Genomic DNA, 24,011 nt, shown 5'->3' with positions numbered 1-24,011 from the left:
GGCATCGCGAGAAATCAAGGAGCTAGGTTCATGATGAGCCGCCGACTTGGCGCGTTTCTTGCGATCGTAGTTTGCCTGTTCTGGTCTCCGGCATCGGCAGCGGATACGGCGAGTACTTGCGGGCCGGAACCAAACAAGTTTGTTGCTAAACGCACCCCCGTCAATGCGGCGCACGCGGAGATCCTGAATCTCATCGCCAAAGGCTCGCCGGATAAAGAAGCTGTTTCAAAGCGCCTGCCGAAAATGCAGGCTGCCGTGCGTGCGGAAAAACTGACTCGTGACCAGGAACTGCTGGTGCGCTTCGACCTGGCAAACATCAATGTATCGACCCAGCGGAATCTGCTCAGGTTAAGCCGCTAATCTGAATGCCTCGGCCGGCGTGCGCATGGCAAGGGCCTGATGAGGGCGGCGGTTGTTGTAGAAGCTGATCCAATCACCGATGGCGCGTGTTGCGTGTTGGATGCTGTCGAAGCGTTGGCGATGGACGCATTGCTCTTTCAGTGTTCGGATCACGCGCTCGACCATGCCGTTCTGTTGCGGGCAGTGAGGCGTGATGAACTCCTGCTTCAACCCGTAGCTGCGGACCAGTGCCGTGAACTTGCGACTGGTAAAAACGAGCCCGTTGTCCGACCTCAGCAGGAACTCCTGCGTGACCCGGCCCAAGGTGCCGAACCTGGTGATCAGGGCATGCTCCAATGCGCTGGCTGCGGTCGTGGCCTTGCCGGATCGCGACAAATGCCAGCCCAACAGCTCGCGGGTGTGGCAATCGATAACCAGGGCCAGTGTGGCCCAACCATCCCGCCCGGCCCAGACCCGGCACATGCCGGTCGACCAGCGCTCGTTTGGGGCTTGGGCCACAGATGGGATCGCCTCAATGCGGGGGCGCATGCCGATGGGCCGCTTGCGCACCTGCCAGCCCTTGAGCTGAAAGACCCGCTGCACCGTGTTTTTGTTGAAGCCGAGCAGCCAAGCCACGGTCCGGTAGCCGAAGGACGGTTCCTGCTCGATCATAGCCTTGATCGGCTCAGCGAACCGCGGATCGACCTTTGGAGCTGCCTTGGTTGGCAGGTAATACACCGTCCGGCGCGGCACCTCAAACCAGGCGCAGAGCTTGGTTAGCGGAACCTTGATACCCTCAGCGAGAAGGCCCTGATGGATGCTCTGGATCATTTGTCGTCCTGTGCATCCAGCAGGGCCTGGTATTTTTTCGGGCACGCAACTCCAGCATGGCCTCGCCATAAGCCTCCTGCAGGTCCTTCAACTGCTTCTCGTATTGCTCTCGAATGTCGAGCGGGTTCGCCCGCAGGGAATTCTCCATCCCCCGCTTCGCGTCATCAATCCAACCCTCAATCTCGGAGGGCGACAGGTCGAAGGACCGGCTGGCCTCGGCCACCGTGGTCTTGCCCTGAATGATTTCGATCACCAGCGCCGTTTTTCGCTTCGCGGTCCAGCGCTTGATGCTGTCGTCCATGGTCATACTCATTGCTACGTTCTCCCTTGTAGCATGAGCAGGAATTCACTGGGTCGATACAGCGATGCACTGCCTCCCAATGAGATCGCAGCGCTTTATGAACACATGTTACAAGCCGATCGGACTTTCATTTTGGCCACGTTCCTTTCACGTCTCGATAACGGTGCCTGGATACTGGAAGCGGTGCAGCAGGTCAGGCGCAGCTCGCCGCTAGAATGTTCGTCGAGAAGCTGTTCTCAGGAAATTATCCATAGTCATAATATAGTAATAAATTGCGAAATCGTCGAAAATTGCCTCCGGCTGGAACGACGAACGCCCCGGCATCACCTTCGTCACCAAGGAACTTGGAGACCATACGGGCCGCCTGAGGGAGAAGCTTCGCGTTGGGCAGGACGTCAGGGTGGAAGGTCCTTACGGCTGCTTCACTTGCGGCGACGACCGGCCGCGGCAGATCTGGATCGGCGGCGGCATCGGCATCACGCCGTTTCTTGCCCGCATGAAGCATATGGCGCTTCAGAAAGGCACACCGGACTGGCCGCTCTCGCAGCAGATCGATCTCTTCCACTCGACGGCCGATGTCGACGAGGAAGCGCGGGGCAAACTGACGGAGGGCGCATCGGGTGCCGATGTCCACTTGCACGTCCTGATCGACGCGCGCGACAGCTATCTGACCGGGGAGCGGATACGCGAGCCCGAGGTGCGCCACCTGCTTGTCCGACAGGGCGGAGCCGCAGGTATTGATGGGTGCGCTGGGCACGCCGGCTGCGGAGAATGTCGAAACCCAGTGTGCCGATCGCCGATCGCCTGACCGTCACCCAGAACCTCGGCTCCACCGACGCGGTCAAGCACGCCGTTGCGGCTTCCCTTGGCATTTCCATCGTGCTCGATGCCTCCGTGACCAACGAGGTAAGGGACGGGCGTCTCCACGCGATCGAAATCGAGGACGCGGCGCTGGTGAAGGACATTTACGTCATCATACCGGTGGAGACGCCGCCGAACTCGGAAATCCGCCGGTTCGTCGCCTTTCTGATGGAATAGGGACGTGCCGGTTGTTGCCGTCCTTACGGCGCGGAGAGGAGGGCGACGGCGGTGGCGCTCAGCGCCGCGAGGGTGATGAGGGACAGGCCGCCGGCGGCGAGCACTCTTCCGCCCGAGGAGAGAACGGTGCGAAGATTGACGGACAGGCCCAGCGCCGCCATGGAAAGATTGGTGAGGCCGGACGACAGGTGACTGAGCGGCGAAAGCAGTGCTTCGGGAACGAGGTTCAGCGACCGCGCCGTCATCAGCACGGCAAAACCGATGACGCACCACGGAACCGGCACCGCGCGGGCTCCCGCCTGCCCCCCGGCACGGCCGCGCATCAGGCCGAGGCAGGCGATCACGGGACCAAGCATGAGAACACGTATAAGCTTCACCAGGATGCCGATCTCGGCGCTTGCCTGGCCAATGGGTATGGTGGCCGCCAGCACCTGCGGCACCGCATAGAGCACCATGCCGGCGATGACGCCGTATTGCCACTGTGTGAGATGGAGAAGCGGGAATGTCAGCGGCAGCAGCACCACGACCGGGATGCCCAGGGCGGCCGTGAATGTGATGGAAGCGGTCACTTCTTCGCCCTTCGCGCCGATCACGGGGGCGGCGGCGGCGATCGCGGAATTGCCGCAGATGGCGTTTCCGCAAGCGACGAGTATCGCCACCCGCCGCGGCAGTCCGAGCATTCGACCGATGCCATAGCCTGCCGACAGCGTCATGACGACAACCGTCATCACTGCGCCGACCATGGCGAGGCCGGCATCCACAATCGCTGTAATGCTGGTCGAGGCGCCGAGAAGCACAATGGCGATTTCCAGAGGCCATTTGGCGGCGAATTGCACCCCGGGGAGCCAGCAGGGCGGAATTTTCCAGATTGTATGGATTGCCGTTCCAAGCAGGATCGATAGGATAATACTATCAATCCAGGTAAATCCAAGAAATATGAATTCAATATTCGCAAGTAAGATAGCTGAAATCGTGATAAATACGCAAGCGGACAGACCAGTTAGAAGTTTTTTATATTTCATGATAAATATCATAAATTTCGTATGTTTTTGACTGACTTGAAATATATTGCATTGTTAAAAAAACATATCTATCGAGAAAAATGATACATTCTGTTTGACGAAACTGAACGGTTTGCCATGACTTTTGAGCAGCTCACCATCTTTGTCGCGGTCGCGGAGCGCGAGCATCTCACACGCGCCGCCTCCGCGCTTGGCTTAACGCCATCGGCTGTCAGCGCCTCTATCAAGACGCTTGAGTCTTTCTACAACGTACGTCTGTTCGAGCGGGTTGGCCGTGGCATCGAACTGACGCGCGACGGGCAAACCTTTCTCAAGGAAGCGAAGGAAACGCTTGCCCGCGTACGAGCCGCGGAACTCGTTCTGGGCGATCTCGGTAATCTCAAGAGAGGGCATATCGATATTCACGCAAGCCAGACAATCGCTAATTACTGGCTGCCACAGAGACTCCTTCGTTTTCGCGACGTCTATCCAGAAATAGAACTCAGTCTTACAGTCGGCAATACGATGACCGTCACCCGTGCTGTCGTCGAGGGCACTGCCGAACTGGGGTTCATCGAAGGCACCATCGATGAGCCGGCCATCGCGGCGCAAACGATCGCTCTCGATCAGCTCGTCGTCGTGGTGCCGTCGGGCTGCAAGCTTGCGCCGGCAGGGAAACTGCCGGTTGTCGACACCATCAGGGAGCTTGCCTGGATCATGCGGGAGCCCGGTTCCGGCACACGTTCGGAATTCGAGGCCGCGTTGCAGGCGTTTTGCATCGATGTCTCCGAACTCAAGGTTCTGTTGACCCTGCCGTCGAACGAGGCCGTTCTGAAGGGCATTCTCTCCAGCGGGGCCGCCGCGGCCCTTTCCAGAGCGGTTGTCGAGCCTTTCATCGGGAACGGCACGGTCACGGTACTCGACATACCGTTGCCGTCACGCAAGTTCACCATCCTGAAGCACAAGGAACGCCGGTTGTCGTCAGCCGCCCGGCGGCTCAGCGAGTTGTTCCGGAACAGTTCGTTCGGGACGTAATTCCGGCGTGCGATCGAGGGGGCCGCGCTGCCTACGGGACCGCATCCGGGCGGCGGCCGGGGTAGTCGTCGGGCAATATGAACGGGAACGGACCGGGTGCCCTGTCTATCTTGGCCGTGTGGGTGACGATCCGGTTGCCGGCAAGCCGATGCAGCAGAAGCTCAGGCGGTTCCAGGATGAAGCACGACGGCGCATCGGCATGCAGGTCGAGGGCGACCTGATGGCCCACGGACGGCGCGATCTGGCATAGCGTTCCGCCGAACAACTGCTGGATCGAACGATGCACGTGTCCGCAGAGAACGCGCTGCACCTGGGGGTTCCTTCTGACAAGGCGCTCCAGTTCCTCCGCGCCGTCGAAAAGGCGTGCCCTGTCCATATGGCCGATGCCGGTTTCGAAGGGCGGATGGTGCAGCATGACAAGCGTCGGCGCTTCCGGAGCCTCCGCGAGCGCGCGCTCCAGAAACGCCAGCGTCTCGGGCAGCAGCGCGCCATGGCTTTCGCCCTGCACCAGACTGTCGAGGGCGACGATGCGCGCCGGACCGCACCGCACGGCGTAGTTGAGCGGGCCCGCAGAGGGAAGATACCCGGCGGACCGGAAGGTGCGCCGGAACGGCTCCCGCCTGTCGTGGTTTCCCGGAATGGCGTAGACGGGCATGGGCAGCCGGGACAGCAACCCGGATACGATCTCGTATTCCTCGTCCAGCCCGCAATCGGTGAGGTCGCCGGTCACAAGAACGCAATCCGGCGCCGGGTTGAGGCGCAGCAGCGCGTGGATCGCGTGTTCGGCGAGGAGATTGGTTTCGGAGATACCGTAGGCGAGTTGGCCGTCGGGCCGAATATGCAGGTCTGAAATCTGGGCGATGAGCATTGATCAGGCTTCTTGCTGGAACTCGATGATCGCCTGCGGATCGATATCGAAAGCGACGATCTGGCCGGGCGTGAAGGACAGGCTGGACGACAGGTCGAGCTGCAACCTGCGGCCCGGCGCGACCTCGGCGACGAGACGTTGCGTGGCACCGAAAAAGGTCGAGGCGACGACGCGCGCCGCAACGGCGGCCTCACCGGCCGACAGCCGCGCGGCTTCGGGACGGAAGCAGATCGCGGCCGCGCGATCGGGGCCGCCGACGTCCAGGCGCGCGTGGGTGCCGTCGCCCTCGATGGCCAGCACCCCGCCGGCCACGCGCCCTTCGAGCCGGTTCATGGTGCCGACGAAATCGGCCACGAAGTCGTTGGCGGGGCGGTGGTAGATCGTCTGCGGCGCGCCAATCTGGGCAATGCGCCCGCGCTGCATGACGGCGATGCGGTCGCCGATGGCCATGGCCTCGGCCTGATCGTGGGTTACATAGACGGCCGTGATGCCGAATTCGCGCAGCAGCAGGCCGATTTCGACCCGCAGGCGCTCGCGCAGCACGGCGTCGAGCGCGGCGAGCGGCTCGTCGAGGAGCAGGACGCGCGGCTTGATGGCAAGGGCGCGGGCCAGCGCGGTGCGCTGGCGCTGCCCGCCCGAGATGGCCGAGATGCGGCGATCCGCATATTCGTCCATGCCCACGAGCGCCAGCAGGCGGCGGGTTTCAGCCTCGCGCTGCGCACGCCCGATCCTGCGGATTTTCAGGCCGTAGGCGACGTTTTCGGCAACCGTCATGTTCGGGAACAGGGCGTAGGACTGGAACACCATGCCGACATTGCGCTTCTCGATGGGCACGCCGCCGACATCCTCGCCGTCGAAGCGGATCATGTCGGGGCCGTCGGGCTGTTCGAGGCCGGCGATCAGCCGCAGCAGCGTGGTCTTGCCGCAGCCGGACGGCCCGAGCAGCACGAGGATCTCGCCCGCGGGGATTTCGAGATCGGTGGGCTGGAGCACGGTGACGCCGTTGAACGTCTTGGACAGCCGGCGGGTGGTTATGGACGAGCCGCGCCGGGCAGCCGTCGGGTTTGCGGTGTGGGCGTTCATGACTTTGTCCGTTTCTCCGAGAGGTCCGCAACGGCCTGCACGCCGACGAGCAGAGGGATCACCATGACGAGGAAGACGAGCGTATAGGCGGATGCGATTTCGAGACGCATCGACGCATAGGCATCGGCCAGCCCCACGGGCAGGGTCTTGGTCATCGGCGTATGCATCATCCATGTCAGGTTGAATTCGCCGATGGACAGGGTGACGACGGTGAGCGCGCCCGCCACGATGCCGGGGCGCACGTTCGGCAGGATCACATCCACGAAACGCCGCCACGCGGGGGAACCGAGGCTGGCCGCGCCTTCATCCAGCGTCCGCCAGTCGATGGTTTCGAGAATGGCGATGACCGAGCGCATCATGAAAGGCAGCGTGAAGAGCACGTGCCCGATCACGACGAACAGCGTGGATTGCCGGAACGCACCGAAGCCGCCGTAGAGAAGGATCATGGCGAGCGCGAGCGCCAGACCCGGAATTGCGACGGGCAGCGTCACGATCTCCTCGACGATGCGGGCGAAGCGGCCGCCCCGGCGCACCAGCGCATAGGCGCCGGGCACGCCGATCAGCAGTGTCAGGATGAGCGTCAGCAGCGCGACGACGAGGCTGCGCAGGACGGTGTCCGAATAGAGCCCCCAGACCTGCCTGACCCAGTCGAGAGTGAAGCCCGCCGAAATGCCGCGCGCGTAGTTGACGGTCAGGCCGGCATATACCGACAGCAGCACAGGAACGATCAGGAACAGGGTGAGCAGGGCCGTGATGACGATCCCGGCGCAGGTGGTCCAGCGAATGCGCATGTCAGCCTCCGTTCACGTCGCGCATGGCGCGGCTGCGGGCGACGACGAGCGCGGCCCAGGTGATGAGTCCGAGAGCGATGGAGATGGCGGCGGCCATGCTGGCGTTGGTGGCCAGCGTGAACTCGGTATAGATCAGCATGGGCACGACATCGATGTTGGTTGCCAGCGTGAAGGCGGTGCCGAAGGCGCCCATCGCCGTGGCGAAACACAGCGCGCCGCCGGTGTACATGGCCGGAAACAGGGCGGGCAGCACCACATCGCGCTGGATCGCGACCGGGCCGGCGCCGAGGGAGCGCGCCGCCTCGACCAGCGACGGGTCGAGCTTTTCGGCGGCTGCGAGAATGGTCAGCAAGACGCGCGGCACCGAAAAATAAAGGTAGCCGAGAAACAGGCCGAACAACGAATAGGCGAAAACGACGTTGGTGCCGATCAGGCTTTTCGTGACGCTGCCCACAAGTCCGAGCCGGCCGCCGAAAAGGATGATCATGAAGCCCACCACCACGCCGGGAAAGGCGAGGGGGAAGGTCAGCATCGACAGCAGCAGGCCGCGCCCCGGGAACTTCCTGTGGGCGAGCGTCTGCGCCGCGACCGTGGCGACCGCGAGTGTCGCGACCGTGGTGACGATCGCCAGCACCAGCGTGACGATCAGGCTGTTGCGAAAGCGCGCTTCGGTCAGGATGACGAAGAAGCCCGCCAGGCCGCCCGGTCCGCTCCCGGCCTCAAGTGTCAGCCGCGCGAGGGGAAGGATGAGAAAGGCCAGCGTGAAAATCGCCGCCGGCAATATCAGCAACAAGTCGAAATGTCTGCTGCGCACGGGAGCCTCCGGTCGGTGAGGGGCGATGCCGGGGGGGGGGGGGAGCGCTCCTCCCCCGGCAACGTTGGCCGTCAGCGCGCTTCAGACAGGTAGCGCTGGGAGAATGCGGCCTGCGCGGCCTGCGCCTGCGCCCAGTCAATGGCCTTGGCGCGCTCGTATTCGCTCGCCGGCAGGAACTTCCCGGCGATTTCCTGCGGCATCTCGACCGGCAGCGCGGGGCGCAGATAGGCGGTGCTCCAGAAAAGCTGGCCTTTGTCCGAAAGCAGGTAATCAAGCACCTTCTTCGCCGCCTCGGCGTGCGGGGCGCCCTTTACCAGGGTCATGACGTATGGGAAGGTGACCGAGCCTTCGCAGGGCAGAACGAACTGGAAGTTTCCGGTCTCGGTGTATTTGGCGCGATAGGCGTTGAAATCGTAGTCCAGCAGGATCGGAAACTCGCCGGAAACGACGCGGGCGTAGGATGTCTGCTTGGTCGCGATCGCGCCGTTGCCGGCCAGCGCCTTGAAGTAGTCGATGGCAGGGGTGAAGTTGTCGAGCGAGCCGCCGAGCGCCGTGTTGACGGCAACGGCGGAGACATAGCCGACGGCCGCGGAAGTCGGGTCGAGATAGCCGACCAGACCCTTGTATTCGGGCTTCTTCAGGTCGGCCCAGCAAGCGGGCACCGGCGTGCCGCCCAGGGCGTCGACATTGACGAAAAAGCCGAGCGTCCCCTGATGAACGGCCCACCAGCGGCCGTCGGGGTGCTTCAGGCCTGCCGGAATCTCGTCGAAGCGGGCCGGTTTCCAGGCCTCGACCAGATCCTGTTGGGCGGCGGAAATGCCGGCATTGATGCCGAGATAGGCGATATCGGCCACGGGGCTTGCCTTTTCGGCGATGATCTGGGCGATGGCCTGGCCGGAATTCTTGTTGTCGCCCGGGATATCGATACCGAGATCGGCGCGGATGCGGTTCAGCATCTCGCCCCAGTTCGCCCATTCCGGCGGGCAGTTGTAGCAGATCGCGTCAGCGGCCTTGGCCTGAAGCGGAACGAGGGTGAAGACGCTCAGGGCGGCGGCAAGGCCGAGCGAGAGGAGGCTGGCTTTCATGGTCTGGACCTTCCGATCAAGAGGACTGGGTTGGCGTGGGAGTCAGGCTGGTTTGGGAGGTTGGTTGACTGTCGATAATCCGCACTGCCGGGGCGGTGCGATTGTCTCCCCGCTGAGCGGGATGACGTCGGGCCGCAGCTGTTGCGGGGGCTTGTGCCCTGCGGCCATATCCAGGAGCAGGGAAGCGGCGAGCGTGCCCATGGCCTGGGAAGGTTGCTGGATCGTCGAAAGCCTGGGCGAGACATGCCGGGCGAAGTCGATCCCGTCGAAACCGACGACGGATACATCTTCCGGGATGGACAGGCCGGCACGGCGCAACGAGCCGATTACCGTCACCGCCAGGAGGTCGTTCGAGGCGATGATCGCGGTAGGTCTGTGGTCGGCGATGACTTCCGTGAGGTCGATGTCTTTCGTGGCGTCGATGAAGTCGACTTCGATCGCCGGGACAGTTTGCAGTCCTGCCGCGGTCATCGCGTCGCGGTAGCCTTCGTAGCGGCGGGCCGACCTGTCGGAGGAGACGAACCGGCCGCCGACGAAAAGGATGTTGCGATGGCCGAGCGCCAGAAGTTCCTCGGTCATCCGGCGGACGGCGCCGCGATTGTCGACCGACACCGCGCCGACACCCTCGGGCGTGCCTTCGTTGTAGATCGTCACGACGGGCAGCCCGGCCTTGCGAACGCGCTGAAGCGCCACGCTGGAGACGGGATCGCAGACTGTCATGATCATCCCGACGGGACGTTCGCCGATCAGCGCGGTCACGATCTCCTCTTCTTGCGCGGGGTCGTAATTCGATTGACCGAGGACGGTGGACAGCCCCGCCGACCGTGCCCGCTGCTCGACCCCGGCGACAGCCACGGCGAAGACGGGATTGGTCAGGCTGGGAATCAGAATGCTGATGATGGGACGGGTTTCGGGAAAGGCGCGCGCGATCGCGAAGCCAACCTCCAGAGCGGCCTGGACCACGCGCTTGCGCATGTCCTCGCTCACAGGGCCGTTGCCGGTGATGACGCGGCTCACGGTGGCAATCGAGCATCCTGCCCGTGCCGCCACGTCGCGGATCGTCATTTCCGATGAACCCATCGCCTTGCCCCGGCCTCTCGCTGCGCCGTACCTGTGCGGCCGCTGATGCAAGGCTCCTAGCAAAAGCTGTTATTGCCTGAATGACAGTGTTTCAGTCGTTTTCAGTGGGCTATAGCATTTCGACATTCCATTGAAACGCCGAAATTCTATAAGTTTTTGATATTACGCGCTTTCTTCACGCAAACCGGTATCCGCTCTGCTTGAAAACGCTTTAGAGGCTGTTGGTGACCATGGATAGGGTATTCATGGCGGAATTGCTCCGGATGTTCGCATCCGGCATGGAGACCTCACCGGCGCCGTGTACGCAGCGCACCTGGCCGGTTTCCTTCAGGGCGCGGATATCGCGCCGGATCGTTTCCTGGAAGATCCCGAAACGGCCGGCGAGGTCTTCGGCGACGATACTCTCGCGGCCGGAGATGAGTGAAAGGATGTTTCGCTGGCGGGCGATGCTGAGCTTGGCGCTGCCCAGCTTGCGGTTCTTGCCGCCTTTCACGAAACAGGGCAAAGCCGTGCCGGCTGTAGAGCATTTCATCGAGAACAGCTCAATAATTTACATTATAGTAATTTTAGAGTAGTGCAGAATATAACTATCATAAAGTTTGCTTCTGTATTATTTATATGTTGCATAATTTCTCTCGGCAATATAAATATCTGCTTCCGCAATGGTCGGAGCGGAGTGTGCTGACTTTTTTCATGATTACCCGGCGTTTCCGGCTTCTGTCTTTAGGCGGCAAGTGGATGCACCGGAAAGCTGGACTGCCGGAACGCGAGCCCATCTCGTCCGTTCCACCCCTTTCTGGAGAACTGGCCGTGACCGGGCGCGTCGAGATGCAGGTGCTTGCGGCCGTGATACCATGGATAAGGTTGAGTGGAGATGTTAGGCTATCAGCATTCCATGACCTGCCATACAGAAGGCATCCGGCCGCTCGCGCCCGTCAAATGGCGCGGCCTTGACGGGCTGATGAGCGTCTTCTGGGATGCGGAAGGCGACACCGGGGCGAGAGCCTATTATCTGTCTCCCGACCCGCGCATCGTGATCTTTTTCAACGACGTGTCCTCCCATATCCGGATGACGAACCAGGAAGGCGGAGTCGAAAGGCATTATCGCCGCATGACGCGCGCGATCTATGTGCCTGCCGGTGTTCCCTTGTGGACCAGCTTCACGTCCTCACATCGCTTCTCGCATCTGGATCTGCACGTTCACAAGGACCGGATGTTGAAATTCCTGTCGCCGTCAGTCGGCACCTCGGGTGCGCTCACGGCATTGCGCCGCTCGGTGGAAGTTCAGGATATCGTTGCCATCGAAATGCTGGCCAGCCTGTTGGTCAATGAAGTGTCGAATCCATCGAAACATGCAGTCTATGCCGAAAGCCTCGTCGGCAGCATCGTGGCCGGGCTTCTCGATATTCCCGAGAACAGCAGCGAGCGGGCCAATGGCAGGCTCACCCAGGCGCAGATGAACAAGCTGGTCTCGCGCATCAACGCCTGCAACGATTGCCGCCTGACCGTCGCGGAGATGGCCGCGACGGTGGGGTTGTCCGAGAGCTGGTTCGCCAATGTTTTCAAGCAGACCACCGGCACAACGCCGCTGCAATGGCAGCTTGAAAGACGCATCGATGTTGCGAAAAAGCTGTTGGCGGAAAGCGACCTGACCATAGCGGATATAGCGGCCCAGCTCGGGTTTTCCGATCAGGCTCATCTCACGAAAGCCTTCCGGCGGATTGCCGGGGAAACGCCCGCCGCATGGCGCCGGATGCAGCAGCCTTGATCTTGAGCGAAGTCCTGTCGGCCGGATAAGGCCGTCAAGGGCGGAAGAATCCCGCCCGCAATGATTGCGGGCGGGATGGTTTCGTCACCAGGTATGGCGCAGCGTCGCCGAAATCCTGCGGCCAGGGTTGTACCAGTCCGCTCCGAAACCGCCGTAAGCAACGTGTTTCCTGTCAAACAGATTGCTGACGTTGAGTTCAAGCGAGGTGCTTTCCCGGACCTTGTAGCTGACGGCTGCATCGACGACGAAGTTACTTCCGGTTGACGCCGTATTCGCCTCGTTGAAGTAATACGAGCCCGTATAGCGCCCGCCGACGCCGAACGTCATGTCGCCGCGAATGCCGCTGCCTTTCCACAGGTAGTTGAGCCAGAGCGAAGCCGTATGTCGAGGCACGAAGCTTGGACGATTGCCCTTATTCCCGGCATTTCCATCGTCGACGATCTCGGCATCGAGATACGAATAGGCGGCAGTGAGGCTGATGTTGTTCATCAGCTCCGCCTTTGCCTCCAGGTCGATGCCACGAACACGCACCTCGCCGATCGTGGACTGAATCAGTGTAGCCGGATTGGTGACCGTGATATTGGTTTTGCTGAGATCGTAAATGGCGGCGCTGAACAAACCCGGGAAGGCATCGGGCTGATACTTGATCCCTAGTTCGAACTGCTCGCCGCGCTCGGGCTCAAGGCCGATGGTGGGAGGCGCGGCGGACTCGGCGTAGCTCGCGTACGTCGCCAGCTGATCGGTCCACTTGTAGGTCACGCCGATGCGCTTCGTGAACTCACTGACGTCGTCGTCAGACAGCCTGCCGGTGAGCCGGTTCGTCGATTTCAGATCGAGCCAGTCGTTTCGCAAGCCGACGGTCGCGATCAGTTTCTCCGCGATGGTCAGCTCCTGCTGGAGATAGACGGACTTGGTCTTCTGATCGTTCTTCGTGCTGCTGATAAGCGGAAGAGAAACAGGCGGGCCCGTAAAAATCGGATTGAGCCAATTGATACTTGGCGCAGCCCCCCAATACGTATCGGTGCTGGACAGGAATTCGTTATATTCTACCCCGGCCAGGGTGCGGCTTTTGACGTTGTTGAAAGTCGCATCGTACTGCAAGCGCGCGTCGGCGATGAAATGCTCGCTTGAGTAGTCGTTGCCGAAGAAAGCCCGGTTGACGAGCGTTGAGCCATTCGTCGGCGTGGCGGAGATGTAGGCATAGCCGAAGTCAGTCTTGGTATCGCTGTAGCGCGCGTTCGAGCTGAAGCTGAGGCCGGAGCCGAAATCGTGGTCGAACATGACGCTGACAGTGCTTCTGTCCGTGCCGCGATAGTTGAAGTCGGGCTCCCCGAAGAACAGCCTTCTGTTCAGATCCGACCCCACCGGATGCCCGCCGCTGCCGGGAACGCCGTCGCGGTTGAGATAGTCGTAGACGACGGTCAGGCTGGTCGCGTCGCTGGGGCGCCATGTCAGGCCGCCCATGAAGAACTGCTGGTCATCCCGCGAATGTTTATATTCATCATCCGCGTCTCTGACCATGCCGGTAACGCGGAAGGAAAACTTACCGTCAGGGGTGATGTTGTCTCCGAAATCGAGACCGACTTCCTTGCGGTTGAACGATCCGCCCGTGAGGTAAGCTTCGCCGAACCGTTCATTTTTAGGCCGTTTGGTGACGAAGTTGACCGCCCCGCCCGGGTCCGCGACGCCGAAGACGGTTGAGTTCGCGCCCTTCAGGACCTCGATGCGTTCAAAGGCATAGACCTCTTCCCTAACCCCGCCGAAGGGGCGGCCCAGTGTCAGCCCGTCGCGATACATATGGGCGTCGAAACCCCTGATCTTGAAGAAGTCGAAACGGTTGTCCGAGCCGTAGTAATCCGTGGTCACGCCGGCGGTATATTTCAATGCATCCTCGACGCTCTGAACGCCGCGCTGCTGCATTTCCTTGGCGGTGATCACGGAGACGGAGGCCGGCGTATCCAGAATGGCCGCCGGCAGCTTGCTGCCGCTCGACGTCTGCGTTGCGACGATTGATCTCCGATCGTCATCCGCGCGGGTGCCCCCGACGGTGATCGTGTCGAGAACGATGGCGGTGTCCGACGTCTCAGCCTCCTGGGCCAGCAGACGGGATGGCGTGAGGGTGACAATTGCCGCACAACCCAGGAGCAGCGCATTCCGATAGTGGCTGATGGACCGTCTGCCGCATCCACCCGTTTTTTTGAAATTCATCGTCAATTTCCAGAAATTGGTGTTGCTATCGCCGGCGGTCTGAAAATGCGTGCCGGCCTTACCGAAAAGCCTGCCTGGTAACCCTCGTCCGTATCGTGCCCGTATGTCTCGCGCGGCCGGCCACCTGGCCGGGACGTCCTTCCGGATTGCGGACAACAATAGAGATCGTTCGGTATCATGTCGGAATACGTGCTAACCCGAGCGTGCTCGCCGGGTATTGTAAATTTCCCCGCCTTTGTAGAAAGCCACGGAAATCTCACGGCTTTTTCGGGAAGAGGCCGGCTCCGGAGTTGACGCCGGCCGGTGAACCTGAAACTAAAAAGCCACCTCGGACGACATGGAGTTTCTGCCGAATGCTACGGTTCGTTCGCTCTTCCGTGATATTGATCGCCACAGCCTTTTCGATCATCGCTTCCGGCGGCGCGCTGGCCGCGGAGGGCACGTCCTATCCCATCGTCATCAGGCACGCCCTCGGTACGACGACCATTGCGAAAAAACCCGAGCGCGTTGCGACGGTCGCCTGGGCGAACCATGAGGTTCCGCTGGCGCTCGGTATCGTGCCTGTCGGCTTTGCCGCCGCCAACTTCGGTGACGATGACGGCGACGGGTTGTTGCCGTGGGTGACCGAGAGACTGGCCGAGCTTGGCGCCGATAAACCCGGCGCCGGCAAGCCCGTGCTGTTCGATGAAGGCGACGGCATCGATTTCGAGGCTGTCGCCGCCACCAAACCCGATGTGATCCTGGCATCCTACTCCGGCCTGAGCCAGTCCGACTACGACACGCTGAGCCGGATCGCCCCGGTCGTCGCCTATCCCGAATCCGCCTGGGCGACCGACTGGCGCGGCATGATCCGCTTCAACAGCGCAGGGCTGGGCATGGCGGCCGAAGGCGAAGCGCTCATCACGCGCATCGAGGGAGAAATCGCCCGGGCAGCCGCCGGTCATCCAGAGCTTGAGGGCAAGTCGGCGATATTCGTCACGCATCTCGACACCACCAATCTCAGCATCGTCAGTTTCTATACCGCCAACGATACGCGGGTGAAATTCTTCGCGGATCTGGGGCTGAAATCGCCGAAAAGCGTCCTGGAAGCGACGAGACCGGGGCAGTTCGCGGCGGAGGTCAGCGCCGAGCGGGTCGATGCCTTTGACGATGTCGATATCGTCGTGACCTACGGCAGCCAGCCGCTGCTCGACGCCGTGCGGGCCGATCCGCTGCTGTCCAGGATGCCGGCCGTCAGCAAGGATGCGATCGTCATGCTCGGCCGAAACCCGCTCGGCACGGCAGCCAATCCGACACCGCTGTCCATTCCGTGGGTGCTGAAGGATTATGTATCCTTGCTGGGCGAAGCCGCCAGAAAATCCCGATGACGGCCGGCCGCACGGAAGCATCCGCCCGGGCCCCGGTACCCGAAAGATCGCGCCGCACCCGCGGCCTCTCGTTGGCTGCATTGGTCGCGATCCTCGCCGCGCTGTGCGCCCTGTCGGTTGCGATCGGCACGCGCGCGATACCCTGGGCCGACATCGTCGCCGCGCTTGAAAATCAGGTTCTCGGCGGTCAGGTGGACAACATAGGCCAGGCTGCGGTCGCCGTCCGTATTCCGCGAACGTTGCTGGCGCTGCTCGCCGGTGCGGCGCTTGGCCTTGCCGGGGCGATCATGCAGGGCGTGACGCGCAACCCGCTTGCCGATCCGGGTATTCTCGGCGTCAACATGGGTGCGTCTCTGGCGGTTGCTGTCGGAATCGCCTGGTTCGACATCTCCTCCGCCCATGCCTATATCGTGGCGGCCATTCTGGGAGCCGGCGTCTCTGCCGTGTTCGTGTATGTCATCGGCTCGCTCGGGCGGGGCGGGGCGACCCCGCTCAAGCTGGCGCTTGCCGGCGCCGCGACCTCGGTCGCCTTTTCCTCGCTGGTCATCGCCGTCGTGCTGCCGCGGGCCGACATCGCGGGCGGCGTCCGCTCGTGGCAGATCGGTGGTGTGGGCGGAGCGACTTTCGACCGCATCTTCCACGTCCTGCCGTTTCTCGCCGCGGGTTTTGCCATCGGTCTGCTGTCGGCACGGAGGTTGAATTCTCTCGCCCTGGGCGACGAACTGGCCGCCGGGCTCGGCGAGCGCGTCGCCATGGCTCGCGCCGTTGCAGCGCTTGGCGCGGTTCTGCTGTGCGGGGCAACCACGGCGATTTGCGGGCCGATCGGCTTTCTGGGGCTGGTCGTGCCGCACCTGGGCCGCTTGCTGGTGGGGGTCGATCACCGCTGGCTCCTGCCTTTCTCGGCACTGGGTGGCGCTTGCCTGCTTCTGGCCGCCGATATCGTCGGGCGCATCATTGCGCGTCCCGCTGAACTCGACGTCGGCATCGTCACCGCCTTCGTCGGAGCGCCGGTCTTCATCTGGATGGTCAGACGCCAGCGGGTTCACGAGTTGTGATGTTGCTTTCTCCCACCCTCGACTCCATCATCGACAATCGCCGCCGGCGCGCACGCAGGCGCAGCCTTGTGATCGGCGTCCTGGCGGTCCTGCTCGTGGCGATGTTCGCCCTGACGCTGCTGCTGGGGCAGTCCTTCACACCGCCTGAAGACGTCATTCGCGTGCTGCTTGGGGAGCAGGTGGCGGGCGCGAGCTTTACCGTCGGGCAATTGCGGCTGCCGAGGGCGGTTCTGTCGATCCTCGCGGGACTGAGCTTCGGCCTTGGCGGGGTGGCCTTCCAGATCATGCTGCGCAATCCTCTCGCCAGCCCGGACATCATCGGCATCAGCTCCGGCGCCAGCGCGGCGGCGGTGTTTGCCATCGTCGTTCTATCGCTGAAGGGGCCTCTGGTTTCGGTCATTGCCGTCGCGGCCGGTCTGGGGGTGGCGTTGCTGGTTTATGCTCTTTCATTCAGAAACGGCGTTGCGGGCATGCGGCTTATCCTTGTCGGGATCGGCGTTTCGGCGATGCTGGACAGCTTCATCGCCTATGTCCTTTCCCGCGCCCCGGCCTGGACCCTGCAGGAGGCGATGCGCTGGCTGACCGGCAGCGTCAATGGCGCGCAATTGAGCGACGCGCTTCCGCTCGTGCTGGCGGTGGTTGCCTTCGGCGGGCTGCTGACAAGCCGCGCGCGGGACCTTGACGCGCTGAAGCTGGGTGACGACACTGCCGCGGCGCTGGGGGTAGGGGTCGTAAGGACCCGCGTCATGGTCATCGTTGCGGCGGTCGGCATGATCGCCTCCGCGACGGCGGTGGCGGGGCCGATCGCGTTTGTCGCGTTCCTGTCGGGACCAATCGCGGCCCGCATTATGGGAAATAACGGATCGTTGCTGATCCCGTCCGCGCTGATCGGCGCAATGCTTGTGCTGGCGGGGGACTACTGCGGCCAGTTCCTGTTGCCGAGCCGCTATCCGGTGGGTGTCGTTACCGGAGCATTGGGAGCGCCGTATCTGATTTTCCTGATCGTCCGCGCCAACCGGACAGCCAACTCGCCATGACCGCCAACTTGCCACGACCGCTTATCCGATGACCGCTTATCCGATGACTGCTTGCTCCCTTGTCGCCAACCGGGTTTCCGCCGGTTATGGCGACACCGACATTTTACGCGGGCTTGATCTTGCCGTGCCGCCGGGCAAGATCACCGCGATCGTCGGCGCCAATGCGTGCGGCAAGTCCACGCTCTTGCGCACGATGTCCCGGCTCATCTCGCCGCGTCAGGGGCAGGTGCTGCTCGACGGCAAGTCGATCCACCGCATTCCATCGCGGGAACTGGCGCGGACACTGGGCCTGCTTCCCCAGTCTCCCGTCGCGCCGGAGGGCATTACGGTTGCCGATCTCGTCAGCCGCGGCAGGCACCCTCATCAGGGCCTGTTCTCGCGCTGGACGCGCAAGGACGACGAAGCCGTAGCGGCGGCACTCGTGGCGACCAAAACCGTCGCCCTCGCGGAGCGACCGGTGGACGAACTTTCCGGCGGCCAGCGCCAGCGTGTATGGATCGCCATGGCGCTGGCGCAGCAGACGGAGATATTGCTGCTGGACGAGCCGACAACATTTCTCGACATCAGTCATCAGATCGAGGTTCTGGATCTTCTGACGGATCTGAATCGGGCGCGCGGCACCACGGTCGTCATGGTCCTGCACGATCTCAACCTGGCGGCACGCTATGCGGACCACCTCGTCGCCATGGCGGGCGGGCGCCTGCACGTCTCCGGCAAGCCGGAAGACGTGCTGACGGAACAGCACGTGCGAGAGGTTTTCGGCCTCGAAAGTCGCATCATCGTCGACCCGACCTCGGGGAGGCCGATCATGCTTCCGATCGGCCGCCACCGAATGGTGACAGAGCAGGTTTCCACGATCCCGCCGGCAGGTTAAGGTCAGGTGTGGGCGAGCCTTGACGCCGGATCGCATGCCGAGGTTCGCGATCGGGCGGCCACGCTTGAATGCCATGGAACTTGCGCTTCCGTGAAAAGCGCAGGTCCGGCATCCGTTCATGGAAAACCGCCGCCGGGCCGCGGCGGCTTACGCCTTGTCGGGAATGCGGGCAATGACCTTGATTTCGAAGTCGAAGCCGGCAAGCCAGTTAACACCGACCGCGGTCCAGTTCGGATAGGGCGCGCGGGAAAATGCCTCGTTCTTCACGGCCATGACGGTTTCGAACTGGTTCTCGGGATCGGTGTGGAAGGTCGTCACATCGACGATGTCGTCGAAGGTGCAGCCCCCTGCCGCAAGCGTCGCCTTCAGATTGGCGAAAGCCTGCCGAACCTGGGCTGCAAAGTCCGGTTCCGGCGAGCCGTCGGAGCGGCTGCCGACCTGACCGGAAACAAACAGCAGATCGCCGGAGCGGATCGCGGCCGAATAGCCGTGTGCCTCGTAGAGGGCATGGCGGTTTGCAGGGAAAACAGCCTCGCGTTGCGTCATGTCATGATCCTTTCAGATACTGCTGTCCCGCGTGAAACCGGCTTGGCTACCGCCGGTCGGGACTTCACAAGAGGTAATGTGATTTGATATACGCTGCGTATGTCGTATAATCTCACATACGAGACGCATGTCAACTCAAATACGTTGCGTATCTGAAATGAAAGTGAATCATGGCTCCGAAGCGCCGCATCGAAATGATGGAGGAGAACCGTGTCAGGCTGATCTCGGCCGCGCGCAAGGCTTTTGCCGAGAAGGGTTTTGCTGCGGCCTCGATGGACGAGTTGACTGCGGATGTCGGCCTCACCCGCGGGGCGCTATACCACAACTTCGGCGACAAGAGGGGACTGCTTGCCGCCGTTGTCGCCCAGGTCGATGGCGAGATGGCCAGGCGCGCGCAAGAGGCCGGTGCCGCAACGGGGAACGATTGGGAGGGGATGCTCGCCGAGGGGGCGGCCTATATCGAGATGGCGCTCGACCCCGAAGTGCAGCGGATTGTGTTGCTGGATGGGCCTGCTTTCCTCGGCGATCCGTCGCAATGGCCAAGCCAGAATGCCTGTTTGCAAATGACGAAACAGGCCGTCGCCCGCTTGATCGCCACGGGCATCCTCAAGCCCGTCGACGTTGACGCCGCAGCGCGCCTTCTCCACGGCGCGGCGCTGAACGCGGCCCTGTGGGTGGCCGCGAGCGATGAGCCACGATCGGCTTTGCCCAAAGCCGTTGAGGCGTTTCAGCTCATGGCGGCAGGCTTGCTGGCGAAGCAAACGGGTTAAAACGCCAGACGCTCTGACGGAATAAGACCGTGCGCTCTAGACCATCTCGTTGGGAGATTCGTCGAGTTCGGCATAGTCGGGCAGGGGGCTGTCGAGCGGGCTGGCGCCGGCGACCACGATGCGGGCGGCCTGCGGCCGTGACAGCAACTCCGACCAGGAACGTCCTTCGCAGATGACGAGATCCGCCCCGGCTCCGGTGCAAAGCGGGCCGCCTGCGATACCGATGAGCTTCGCGGGGAGGGTGTTGACCGTGTCGATCCAACTGCCGGGGGCGCGGTCGAGATGCATGACGCGGACGCCGATGCGGAAGACCTCCATCATATCGAGATCGCCGAAGGGGTGGAAGGGGTCGCGCGTGTTGTCCGAGGCGATCGCCACGGGGATGCCCTGTTCGTGCATTTCGTGGATGGCGGTAATGCCTCGCCAGCGCGGTGTCGTGGCATCGTGGCGCCGGTCTTGAAGATGGAGATTGCACAGGGGCAGCGACACGATTCCGAGCCCGGCCCGTGCCACCTTTTCCAGTGTGCGCCTTCGGTCGTTCTCGTCCTGCACGGCGAGCGAACAGCAATGGCCGACGAGAACCGGCGGCGATTCCGCGCGTGCAAGAGCCCGGTCGGCAATGCGCTCCAGCATGTTCGAGGACGGATCGCTGGTCTCGTCGGCATGAAAGTCGAGCGGGAGCCCATGATCGGACGCGGCGCGGAACATGCGCTCCAGCAGGTCGTCCACGTCGGGCGTAGGGAACACGACCGCGCCGAGCGCGCCGCCCGCGCGGCCGACACGCCGGCAGACTTCCGTGAAGAAGGTCTCGTCGCGAACGTATTCGATGCTGAAGAGGCTCGCGCCCTGCAGGGCGATCCGTCCCCGCCAGGTATCGCGCAATTCCTCGAACACCTCCCATGACACCCGATACTGGCCGGGTTGGGAATCGATATGCGTGCGCATGGACGCTGTGCCATGGTGATGCGCGCAGCGCAGCGCGAAGCCCATGCGCCGGCGCAGGTCGGCCGGCGTCCAGTGGGTGCGGTCGGCCGCAGTCACTGCGATGGCCGTGGGCAGCGTGCCGTCGCCGTCCGCGGTGCGTGGCAGGATATGTCCCTTGTCGAGATGGGCGTGGCAATCCACGAACGGCGGCAGCACGATCCTGCCGCGCAGGTCGATGACCGCACAGGGCGCGGGGCGGGCGACATCCGGCGCCCACGGTTCGCGCGCAGACATGTCGCGCGGGACGATGCCGCGGATGCCTCCACCCGCGATGTGGAGATCGGCGGTGACGAAGCCGGTGGCGGCCGTCTCCTGGCCCGGGAGATCGGCGGCCAGTACGGCTGCCGGGATGCGGGCATTGGTGAGCACGTAGCCGCCGGCCGCCGCGCCGCGCCGGATGGCGTCACGGATATCCGCCATCGTCCGGATGTCAGCGATCATCACGATATCCGCCTTCCCCGATCTTCCTTCCCGGGCGTTGCCTATCCCCCTACGGGAATACCTTTGCACGAACGGTTGTCGGGAGATCTTGCATGTGGCGAGAAGATCATTTATTGATCACAGTATGAGATCACATTTTGATTTCTGTCAATATCGGCATCGGCGGGCCAGCGATGAAGCGGCGTGCAGCGGATCGGAAGGCGTGGAGCTCGATGCGATCCGGCGGAGGATCATCCCGCGCCAGCAGTGTCCTCCCGAGCTATGAGGTGTGAACATGGGGCGCGACAAACCGGGGCGGGAACAGGCGGACTTCGATCCGCAGGACATGAGCCGGGACATGGTAGGCCGGGACATGGACCCGGCGCCGGAGCGGAAGAGCCCTGATCCGGAGGAATCGCCGCAGAAGCGGGAACGCCGCCATGTCTACGGAACGGTCATGAGCCGCATGCGTCGCGGGTTGATGATCGGCGCCTTCCTGCCCGGCGAGGTCATGAGCCTGCGCAAGCTCGCGGCGGAATTCGGCACGAGCGCCATGCCGGTGCGCGAGGTGCTGAGCCGGCTGGTGGCGGCCAATGCCCTGGAGGAGATGCCTAGCGGATCGGCCCGCGTTCCCCGGCTGCGGCCGGCGCGGCTGCGCGATCTCTTCGCCGTGCGCGAGGTGGTGGAGGGAACGGCAGGCGAATGGGCGGCAAAGCACGGCGGGCTGACGCTGGCGGACGATCTTCTCAGGATCAACAACGAACTGCACGCGGCGATCGACAAGCGCGATATCCTGGGATGCCTGTCGCTCAACCAGCAGTTCCATTTCATGCTGTATGAGGCCTCGGGATCGGACGTGCTGGTGCCGCTGATCGAGTCGCTCTGGCTCCAGTTCGGCCCGACGATGTACATGTCGCTGCTCATACCCTCCATGCCGTGGGACGCCTCGCACCACGAGCACGTCGTTGACGCGCTGCGCGCGGGCGACGGCGCGGGCGTGCGGCAGGCCATCGTCGGCGACATCCGCAGCACCTGCGCAGCGCTGTTGAGCGTCACCGGCGAGTCCGGCATTGCGGATCTGCCGTTCATCGCGCGCGCCGGCGCGCTGACCTATCCGTCTGCAAGGGGGGCGTGACTGTCGCCAGTCTCACGCCAGGCCGCGTGCCGGATTTTACCGAAGCGGGACCGATCCCCGGTGTGATGCGCATAATCAGGGAGGAAAGATCGGCATGGACAATAATAACACGGGCCATCGCGTGACAACCCGTCTGGCGGAACTGGGCATCGATCTTCCGTCGCCCGTCGCACCGGCGGCCAATTATGTCCCGACCCGCAGGACGGGCAATCTGCTCCACGTCTCCGGGCAGGTGCCGCATGTCGACGGCAAGGACGCCTTCACCGGCAGGCTCGGCGACACCTATGACGTCGAACAGGGACAGGCGGCCGCCCGCCTGTGCGCCATCAATATCATCGCGCAGGTGAAGGCGGCGCTCGATGGCGATCTCGACCGCGTCACGGGCGTCGTGCGGCTGGGCGGCTTTGTCAACGCGACGCCTGATTTCACCCGGCATCCGCAGGTACTCAACGGTGCTTCCGATCTCATGGTAGCGGTTTTCGGCGATGCCGGCCGCCACGCCCGGGCGGCCGTCGGCGTGTCGTCGCTGCCGCGCGGCGTGCCCGTGGAAGTCGATGCCATCTTCGAGGTTTCCTGATGGCGCTGGCGCTTCCGCCGCGATCCGGCGCGGGCGGCAGGATTCCGCTCCATGTGCTGACGGGCTTTCTCGGCAGCGGCAAGACAACCATTCTGCGGCGGCTTCTGCAGAGTCCCGAGTTCGCCGACACCGCAGTCATCATCAACGAGTTCGGCGAGATCGGGCTCGATCACGTCCTGGTGCGGGATGTGGCGGAGGATGTGGTTCTGCTGTCGTCGGGCTGCCTGTGCTGCGGGGTGAGGGGGGATCTCACGTCGACGCTCATCGATCTGCTCGAAGGCGCGGCGTCCGGCGCCATCCCGCCCTTTCGCCGCATCGTGGTGGAGACGAGCGGTCTGGCCGATCCGGGGCCGATCCTCGGCGCCGTCGTCAGCGACCGGGCGCTGAACGTGCATTTCGCGCCCGGTGTCGTCGCCACCGCCGTCGATGCGGTGAGCGGGATGCAAAGCCTGCAAGGCTTTGTCGAGGCGCGCCAGCAGGTGGCGCTGGCCAGCCGGCTGCTGATCACGAAAACGGATATCGCCGACGACGACGGGATCGCTGTGCTGGAGCGGACGCTTGCTGGCCTCAACCCGCTGGCGCCGCCGGTGCGGCTTTCCATGCAGGCGGCGCCGCGCTTCGCCGACCTGTTCGCCCTCCGGCCGCAGGACGATCCGCTCCCCGCCGGAAGCGGCTTCTCCGCCAGTTGGACGTCGCATAGCGACGGTATCGGCTCCTTCACCATTTCGCTCGACTGCCCGGTGCCGCGCGCCGCTTTCATCGAATGGCTCGAACTGCTGCTTGCCGCCCGGGGCGAGTCCATTCTGCGGGTCAAGGGCCTTCTGGCCGTCACCGGCAGCGACCTGCCGCATGTGGTGCAGGGGGTGCAGCAGCGCGTGTTTCCGCTGGAGACTTTGCCGGCGTGGCCGGCGGGCGCGACGCGGACCGGCCTCGTCTTCATCGCGCGCGACCTGACCCGGACGGCGATCCAGAGATCGCTGGAAAGCCGGCTGAGCTGAGGGCTC

The 24,011-nt window shown here is 63.2% G+C and carries 26 protein-coding genes; 12 read left to right on the top strand and 14 right to left on the bottom strand.

The window, feature by feature from the left end; translation table 11 throughout:
• Nucleotides 1–30 precede the first annotated feature (30 nt).
• Nucleotides 31–360, top strand: a complete 330-nt coding sequence (locus tag ACFFJ7_RS17140) for a hypothetical protein (protein WP_377593937.1) — start codon at nt 31–33, stop codon at nt 358–360.
• Here ACFFJ7_RS17140 and ACFFJ7_RS17135 read toward each other — a convergent pair.
• The 3 genes from ACFFJ7_RS17135 to ACFFJ7_RS17125 all read right to left on the bottom strand — a co-directional run bounded on the left by ACFFJ7_RS17135 (nt 349) and on the right by ACFFJ7_RS17125 (nt 2,228).
• Nucleotides 349–1,170 (bottom strand): IS3 family transposase, encoded by an 822-nt coding sequence (locus tag ACFFJ7_RS17135; RefSeq protein ID WP_377593935.1) that lies wholly within the window; start codon nt 1,168–1,170, stop codon nt 349–351. The genes ACFFJ7_RS17140 and ACFFJ7_RS17135 overlap by 12 nt on opposite strands.
• A complete protein-coding gene (locus ACFFJ7_RS17130) occupies nt 1,136–1,471 on the bottom strand; it encodes a transposase (protein WP_377593933.1) in 336 nt (111 codons plus the stop codon). The genes ACFFJ7_RS17135 and ACFFJ7_RS17130 overlap by 35 nt, the downstream gene beginning before the upstream one ends.
• Nucleotides 1,472–1,715: 244 nt before the next feature.
• Nucleotides 1,716–2,228, bottom strand: coding sequence for a hypothetical protein (locus tag ACFFJ7_RS17125; protein WP_377593931.1), 513 nt, complete (start codon nt 2,226–2,228; stop codon nt 1,716–1,718).
• Nucleotides 2,229–2,242: 14 nt separating this feature from the next.
• Between ACFFJ7_RS17125 and ACFFJ7_RS17120 the strand changes: the two genes are divergently transcribed.
• The gene (locus ACFFJ7_RS17120) at nt 2,243–2,509 is read left to right on the top strand and encodes a LysR substrate-binding domain-containing protein (protein WP_377593929.1); all 267 of its coding nucleotides are present in this window, start codon (nt 2,243–2,245) and stop codon (nt 2,507–2,509) included.
• Nucleotides 2,510–2,532: 23 nt separating this feature from the next.
• Here ACFFJ7_RS17120 and ACFFJ7_RS17115 read toward each other — a convergent pair whose 3' ends face one another.
• Nucleotides 2,533–3,531, bottom strand: a complete 999-nt coding sequence (locus tag ACFFJ7_RS17115) for a YeiH family protein (protein ID WP_377593927.1) — start codon at nt 3,529–3,531, stop codon at nt 2,533–2,535.
• Nucleotides 3,532–3,648: 117 nt separating this feature from the next.
• On the opposite strand from ACFFJ7_RS17115, the gene ACFFJ7_RS17110 reads away from it, so the two are divergent.
• Nucleotides 3,649–4,545 carry a LysR substrate-binding domain-containing protein gene (locus ACFFJ7_RS17110; RefSeq protein WP_166954188.1) on the top strand — a complete coding sequence of 299 codons (897 nt, stop codon included), beginning with the start codon at nt 3,649–3,651 and terminating at the stop codon, nt 4,543–4,545.
• Between the two features lie 31 nt (nt 4,546–4,576).
• Here the strand turns inward: ACFFJ7_RS17110 and ACFFJ7_RS17105 are convergent, their stop codons facing one another.
• From ACFFJ7_RS17105 to ACFFJ7_RS17075, 7 genes are all read right to left on the bottom strand, one after another.
• Nucleotides 4,577–5,413 (bottom strand): phosphodiesterase, encoded by an 837-nt coding sequence (locus tag ACFFJ7_RS17105; protein WP_377593924.1) that lies wholly within the window; start codon nt 5,411–5,413, stop codon nt 4,577–4,579.
• A gap of 3 nt (nt 5,414–5,416) precedes the next feature.
• A complete protein-coding gene (locus ACFFJ7_RS17100; protein WP_377593922.1) occupies nt 5,417–6,496 on the bottom strand; it encodes an ABC transporter ATP-binding protein in 1,080 nt (359 codons plus the stop codon).
• Nucleotides 6,493–7,287: an ABC transporter permease gene (locus ACFFJ7_RS17095; RefSeq protein ID WP_166954182.1), complete on the bottom strand. Its 795-nt coding sequence runs from the start codon at nt 7,285–7,287 to the stop codon at nt 6,493–6,495. Before ACFFJ7_RS17095 ends, ACFFJ7_RS17100 begins: the two co-directional genes overlap by 4 nt.
• A 1-nt stretch (nt 7,288) precedes the next feature.
• Entirely contained in the window at nt 7,289–8,101 is an 813-nt protein-coding gene (locus ACFFJ7_RS17090) for an ABC transporter permease subunit (RefSeq protein WP_166954180.1), read from the bottom strand.
• A 71-nt stretch (nt 8,102–8,172) separates the two neighbouring features.
• Nucleotides 8,173–9,186, bottom strand: a complete 1,014-nt coding sequence (locus tag ACFFJ7_RS17085) for an ABC transporter substrate-binding protein (RefSeq protein ID WP_377593921.1) — start codon at nt 9,184–9,186, stop codon at nt 8,173–8,175.
• Between the two features lie 42 nt (nt 9,187–9,228).
• Nucleotides 9,229–10,251: a substrate-binding domain-containing protein gene (locus tag ACFFJ7_RS17080; protein ID WP_377593920.1), complete on the bottom strand. Its 1,023-nt coding sequence runs from the start codon at nt 10,249–10,251 to the stop codon at nt 9,229–9,231.
• Between the two features lie 226 nt (nt 10,252–10,477).
• The gene (locus ACFFJ7_RS17075) at nt 10,478–10,798 is read right to left on the bottom strand and encodes a DeoR family transcriptional regulator (RefSeq protein WP_377593918.1); all 321 of its coding nucleotides are present in this window, start codon (nt 10,796–10,798) and stop codon (nt 10,478–10,480) included.
• A 342-nt stretch (nt 10,799–11,140) separates the two neighbouring features.
• Between ACFFJ7_RS17075 and ACFFJ7_RS17070 the strand changes: the two genes are divergently transcribed.
• Nucleotides 11,141–12,034 (top strand): helix-turn-helix domain-containing protein, encoded by an 894-nt coding sequence (locus ACFFJ7_RS17070; protein ID WP_377593917.1) that lies wholly within the window; start codon nt 11,141–11,143, stop codon nt 12,032–12,034.
• Between the two features lie 84 nt (nt 12,035–12,118).
• On the opposite strand, the gene ACFFJ7_RS17065 is transcribed toward ACFFJ7_RS17070, so the two are convergent.
• A complete protein-coding gene (locus tag ACFFJ7_RS17065; RefSeq protein WP_377593916.1) occupies nt 12,119–14,242 on the bottom strand; it encodes a TonB-dependent siderophore receptor in 2,124 nt (707 codons plus the stop codon).
• A gap of 353 nt (nt 14,243–14,595) precedes the next feature.
• Here ACFFJ7_RS17065 and ACFFJ7_RS17060 point away from each other — a divergent pair, with 353 nt between their 5' ends.
• Genes ACFFJ7_RS17060 through ACFFJ7_RS17045 form a run of 4 tightly spaced genes read left to right on the top strand, consistent with a single transcriptional unit; the run spans nt 14,596 to nt 18,575 of the window.
• Nucleotides 14,596–15,609, top strand: a complete 1,014-nt coding sequence (locus ACFFJ7_RS17060) for an iron-siderophore ABC transporter substrate-binding protein (protein WP_166954170.1) — start codon at nt 14,596–14,598, stop codon at nt 15,607–15,609.
• On the top strand, nt 15,606–16,664 hold the full coding sequence (locus ACFFJ7_RS17055) for a FecCD family ABC transporter permease (protein WP_377593915.1): 1,059 nt from the start codon (nt 15,606–15,608) through the stop codon (nt 16,662–16,664). Before ACFFJ7_RS17060 ends, ACFFJ7_RS17055 begins: the two co-directional genes overlap by 4 nt.
• Nucleotides 16,664–17,701, top strand: coding sequence for a FecCD family ABC transporter permease (locus tag ACFFJ7_RS17050; protein ID WP_377593914.1), 1,038 nt, complete (start codon nt 16,664–16,666; stop codon nt 17,699–17,701). Before ACFFJ7_RS17055 ends, ACFFJ7_RS17050 begins: the two co-directional genes overlap by 1 nt.
• A 43-nt stretch (nt 17,702–17,744) precedes the next feature.
• A complete protein-coding gene (locus ACFFJ7_RS17045; RefSeq protein ID WP_166954164.1) occupies nt 17,745–18,575 on the top strand; it encodes an ABC transporter ATP-binding protein in 831 nt (276 codons plus the stop codon).
• Nucleotides 18,576–18,722: 147 nt separating this feature from the next.
• On the opposite strand, the gene ACFFJ7_RS17040 is transcribed toward ACFFJ7_RS17045, so the two are convergent.
• A complete protein-coding gene (locus tag ACFFJ7_RS17040) occupies nt 18,723–19,121 on the bottom strand; it encodes a RidA family protein (RefSeq protein WP_166954162.1) in 399 nt (132 codons plus the stop codon).
• A 170-nt stretch (nt 19,122–19,291) separates the two neighbouring features.
• Here ACFFJ7_RS17040 and ACFFJ7_RS17035 point away from each other — a divergent pair, with 170 nt between their 5' ends.
• Nucleotides 19,292–19,891, top strand: coding sequence for a TetR/AcrR family transcriptional regulator (locus ACFFJ7_RS17035; RefSeq protein WP_377593913.1), 600 nt, complete (start codon nt 19,292–19,294; stop codon nt 19,889–19,891).
• Between the two features lie 36 nt (nt 19,892–19,927).
• On the opposite strand, the gene ACFFJ7_RS17030 is transcribed toward ACFFJ7_RS17035, so the two are convergent.
• The gene (locus tag ACFFJ7_RS17030; protein ID WP_166954158.1) at nt 19,928–21,316 is read right to left on the bottom strand and encodes a cytosine deaminase; all 1,389 of its coding nucleotides are present in this window, start codon (nt 21,314–21,316) and stop codon (nt 19,928–19,930) included.
• A gap of 274 nt (nt 21,317–21,590) precedes the next feature.
• On the opposite strand from ACFFJ7_RS17030, the gene ACFFJ7_RS17025 reads away from it, so the two are divergent.
• The 3 genes from ACFFJ7_RS17025 to ACFFJ7_RS17015 all read left to right on the top strand — a co-directional run bounded on the left by ACFFJ7_RS17025 (nt 21,591) and on the right by ACFFJ7_RS17015 (nt 24,005).
• Complete coding sequence (locus tag ACFFJ7_RS17025; protein WP_377593912.1) at nt 21,591–22,430, top strand: GntR family transcriptional regulator; 840 nt, start codon at nt 21,591–21,593, stop codon at nt 22,428–22,430.
• A 94-nt stretch (nt 22,431–22,524) separates the two neighbouring features.
• A complete protein-coding gene (locus ACFFJ7_RS17020; protein ID WP_166954156.1) occupies nt 22,525–23,007 on the top strand; it encodes a RidA family protein in 483 nt (160 codons plus the stop codon).
• Nucleotides 23,007–24,005: a CobW family GTP-binding protein gene (locus tag ACFFJ7_RS17015; RefSeq protein ID WP_377593911.1), complete on the top strand. Its 999-nt coding sequence runs from the start codon at nt 23,007–23,009 to the stop codon at nt 24,003–24,005. Before ACFFJ7_RS17020 ends, ACFFJ7_RS17015 begins: the two co-directional genes overlap by 1 nt.
• The last annotated feature ends 6 nt before the right edge of the window (nt 24,006–24,011 follow it).

The sequence above is a fragment of the Pseudochelatococcus lubricantis genome, assembly GCF_042432495.1.
Taxonomy (GTDB): Bacteria; Pseudomonadota; Alphaproteobacteria; order Rhizobiales; family Beijerinckiaceae; genus Pseudochelatococcus; species Pseudochelatococcus lubricantis.
Note: the sequence above shows the minus strand (reverse complement) of the source record. Positions and strands in the feature narration are given on the sequence as shown.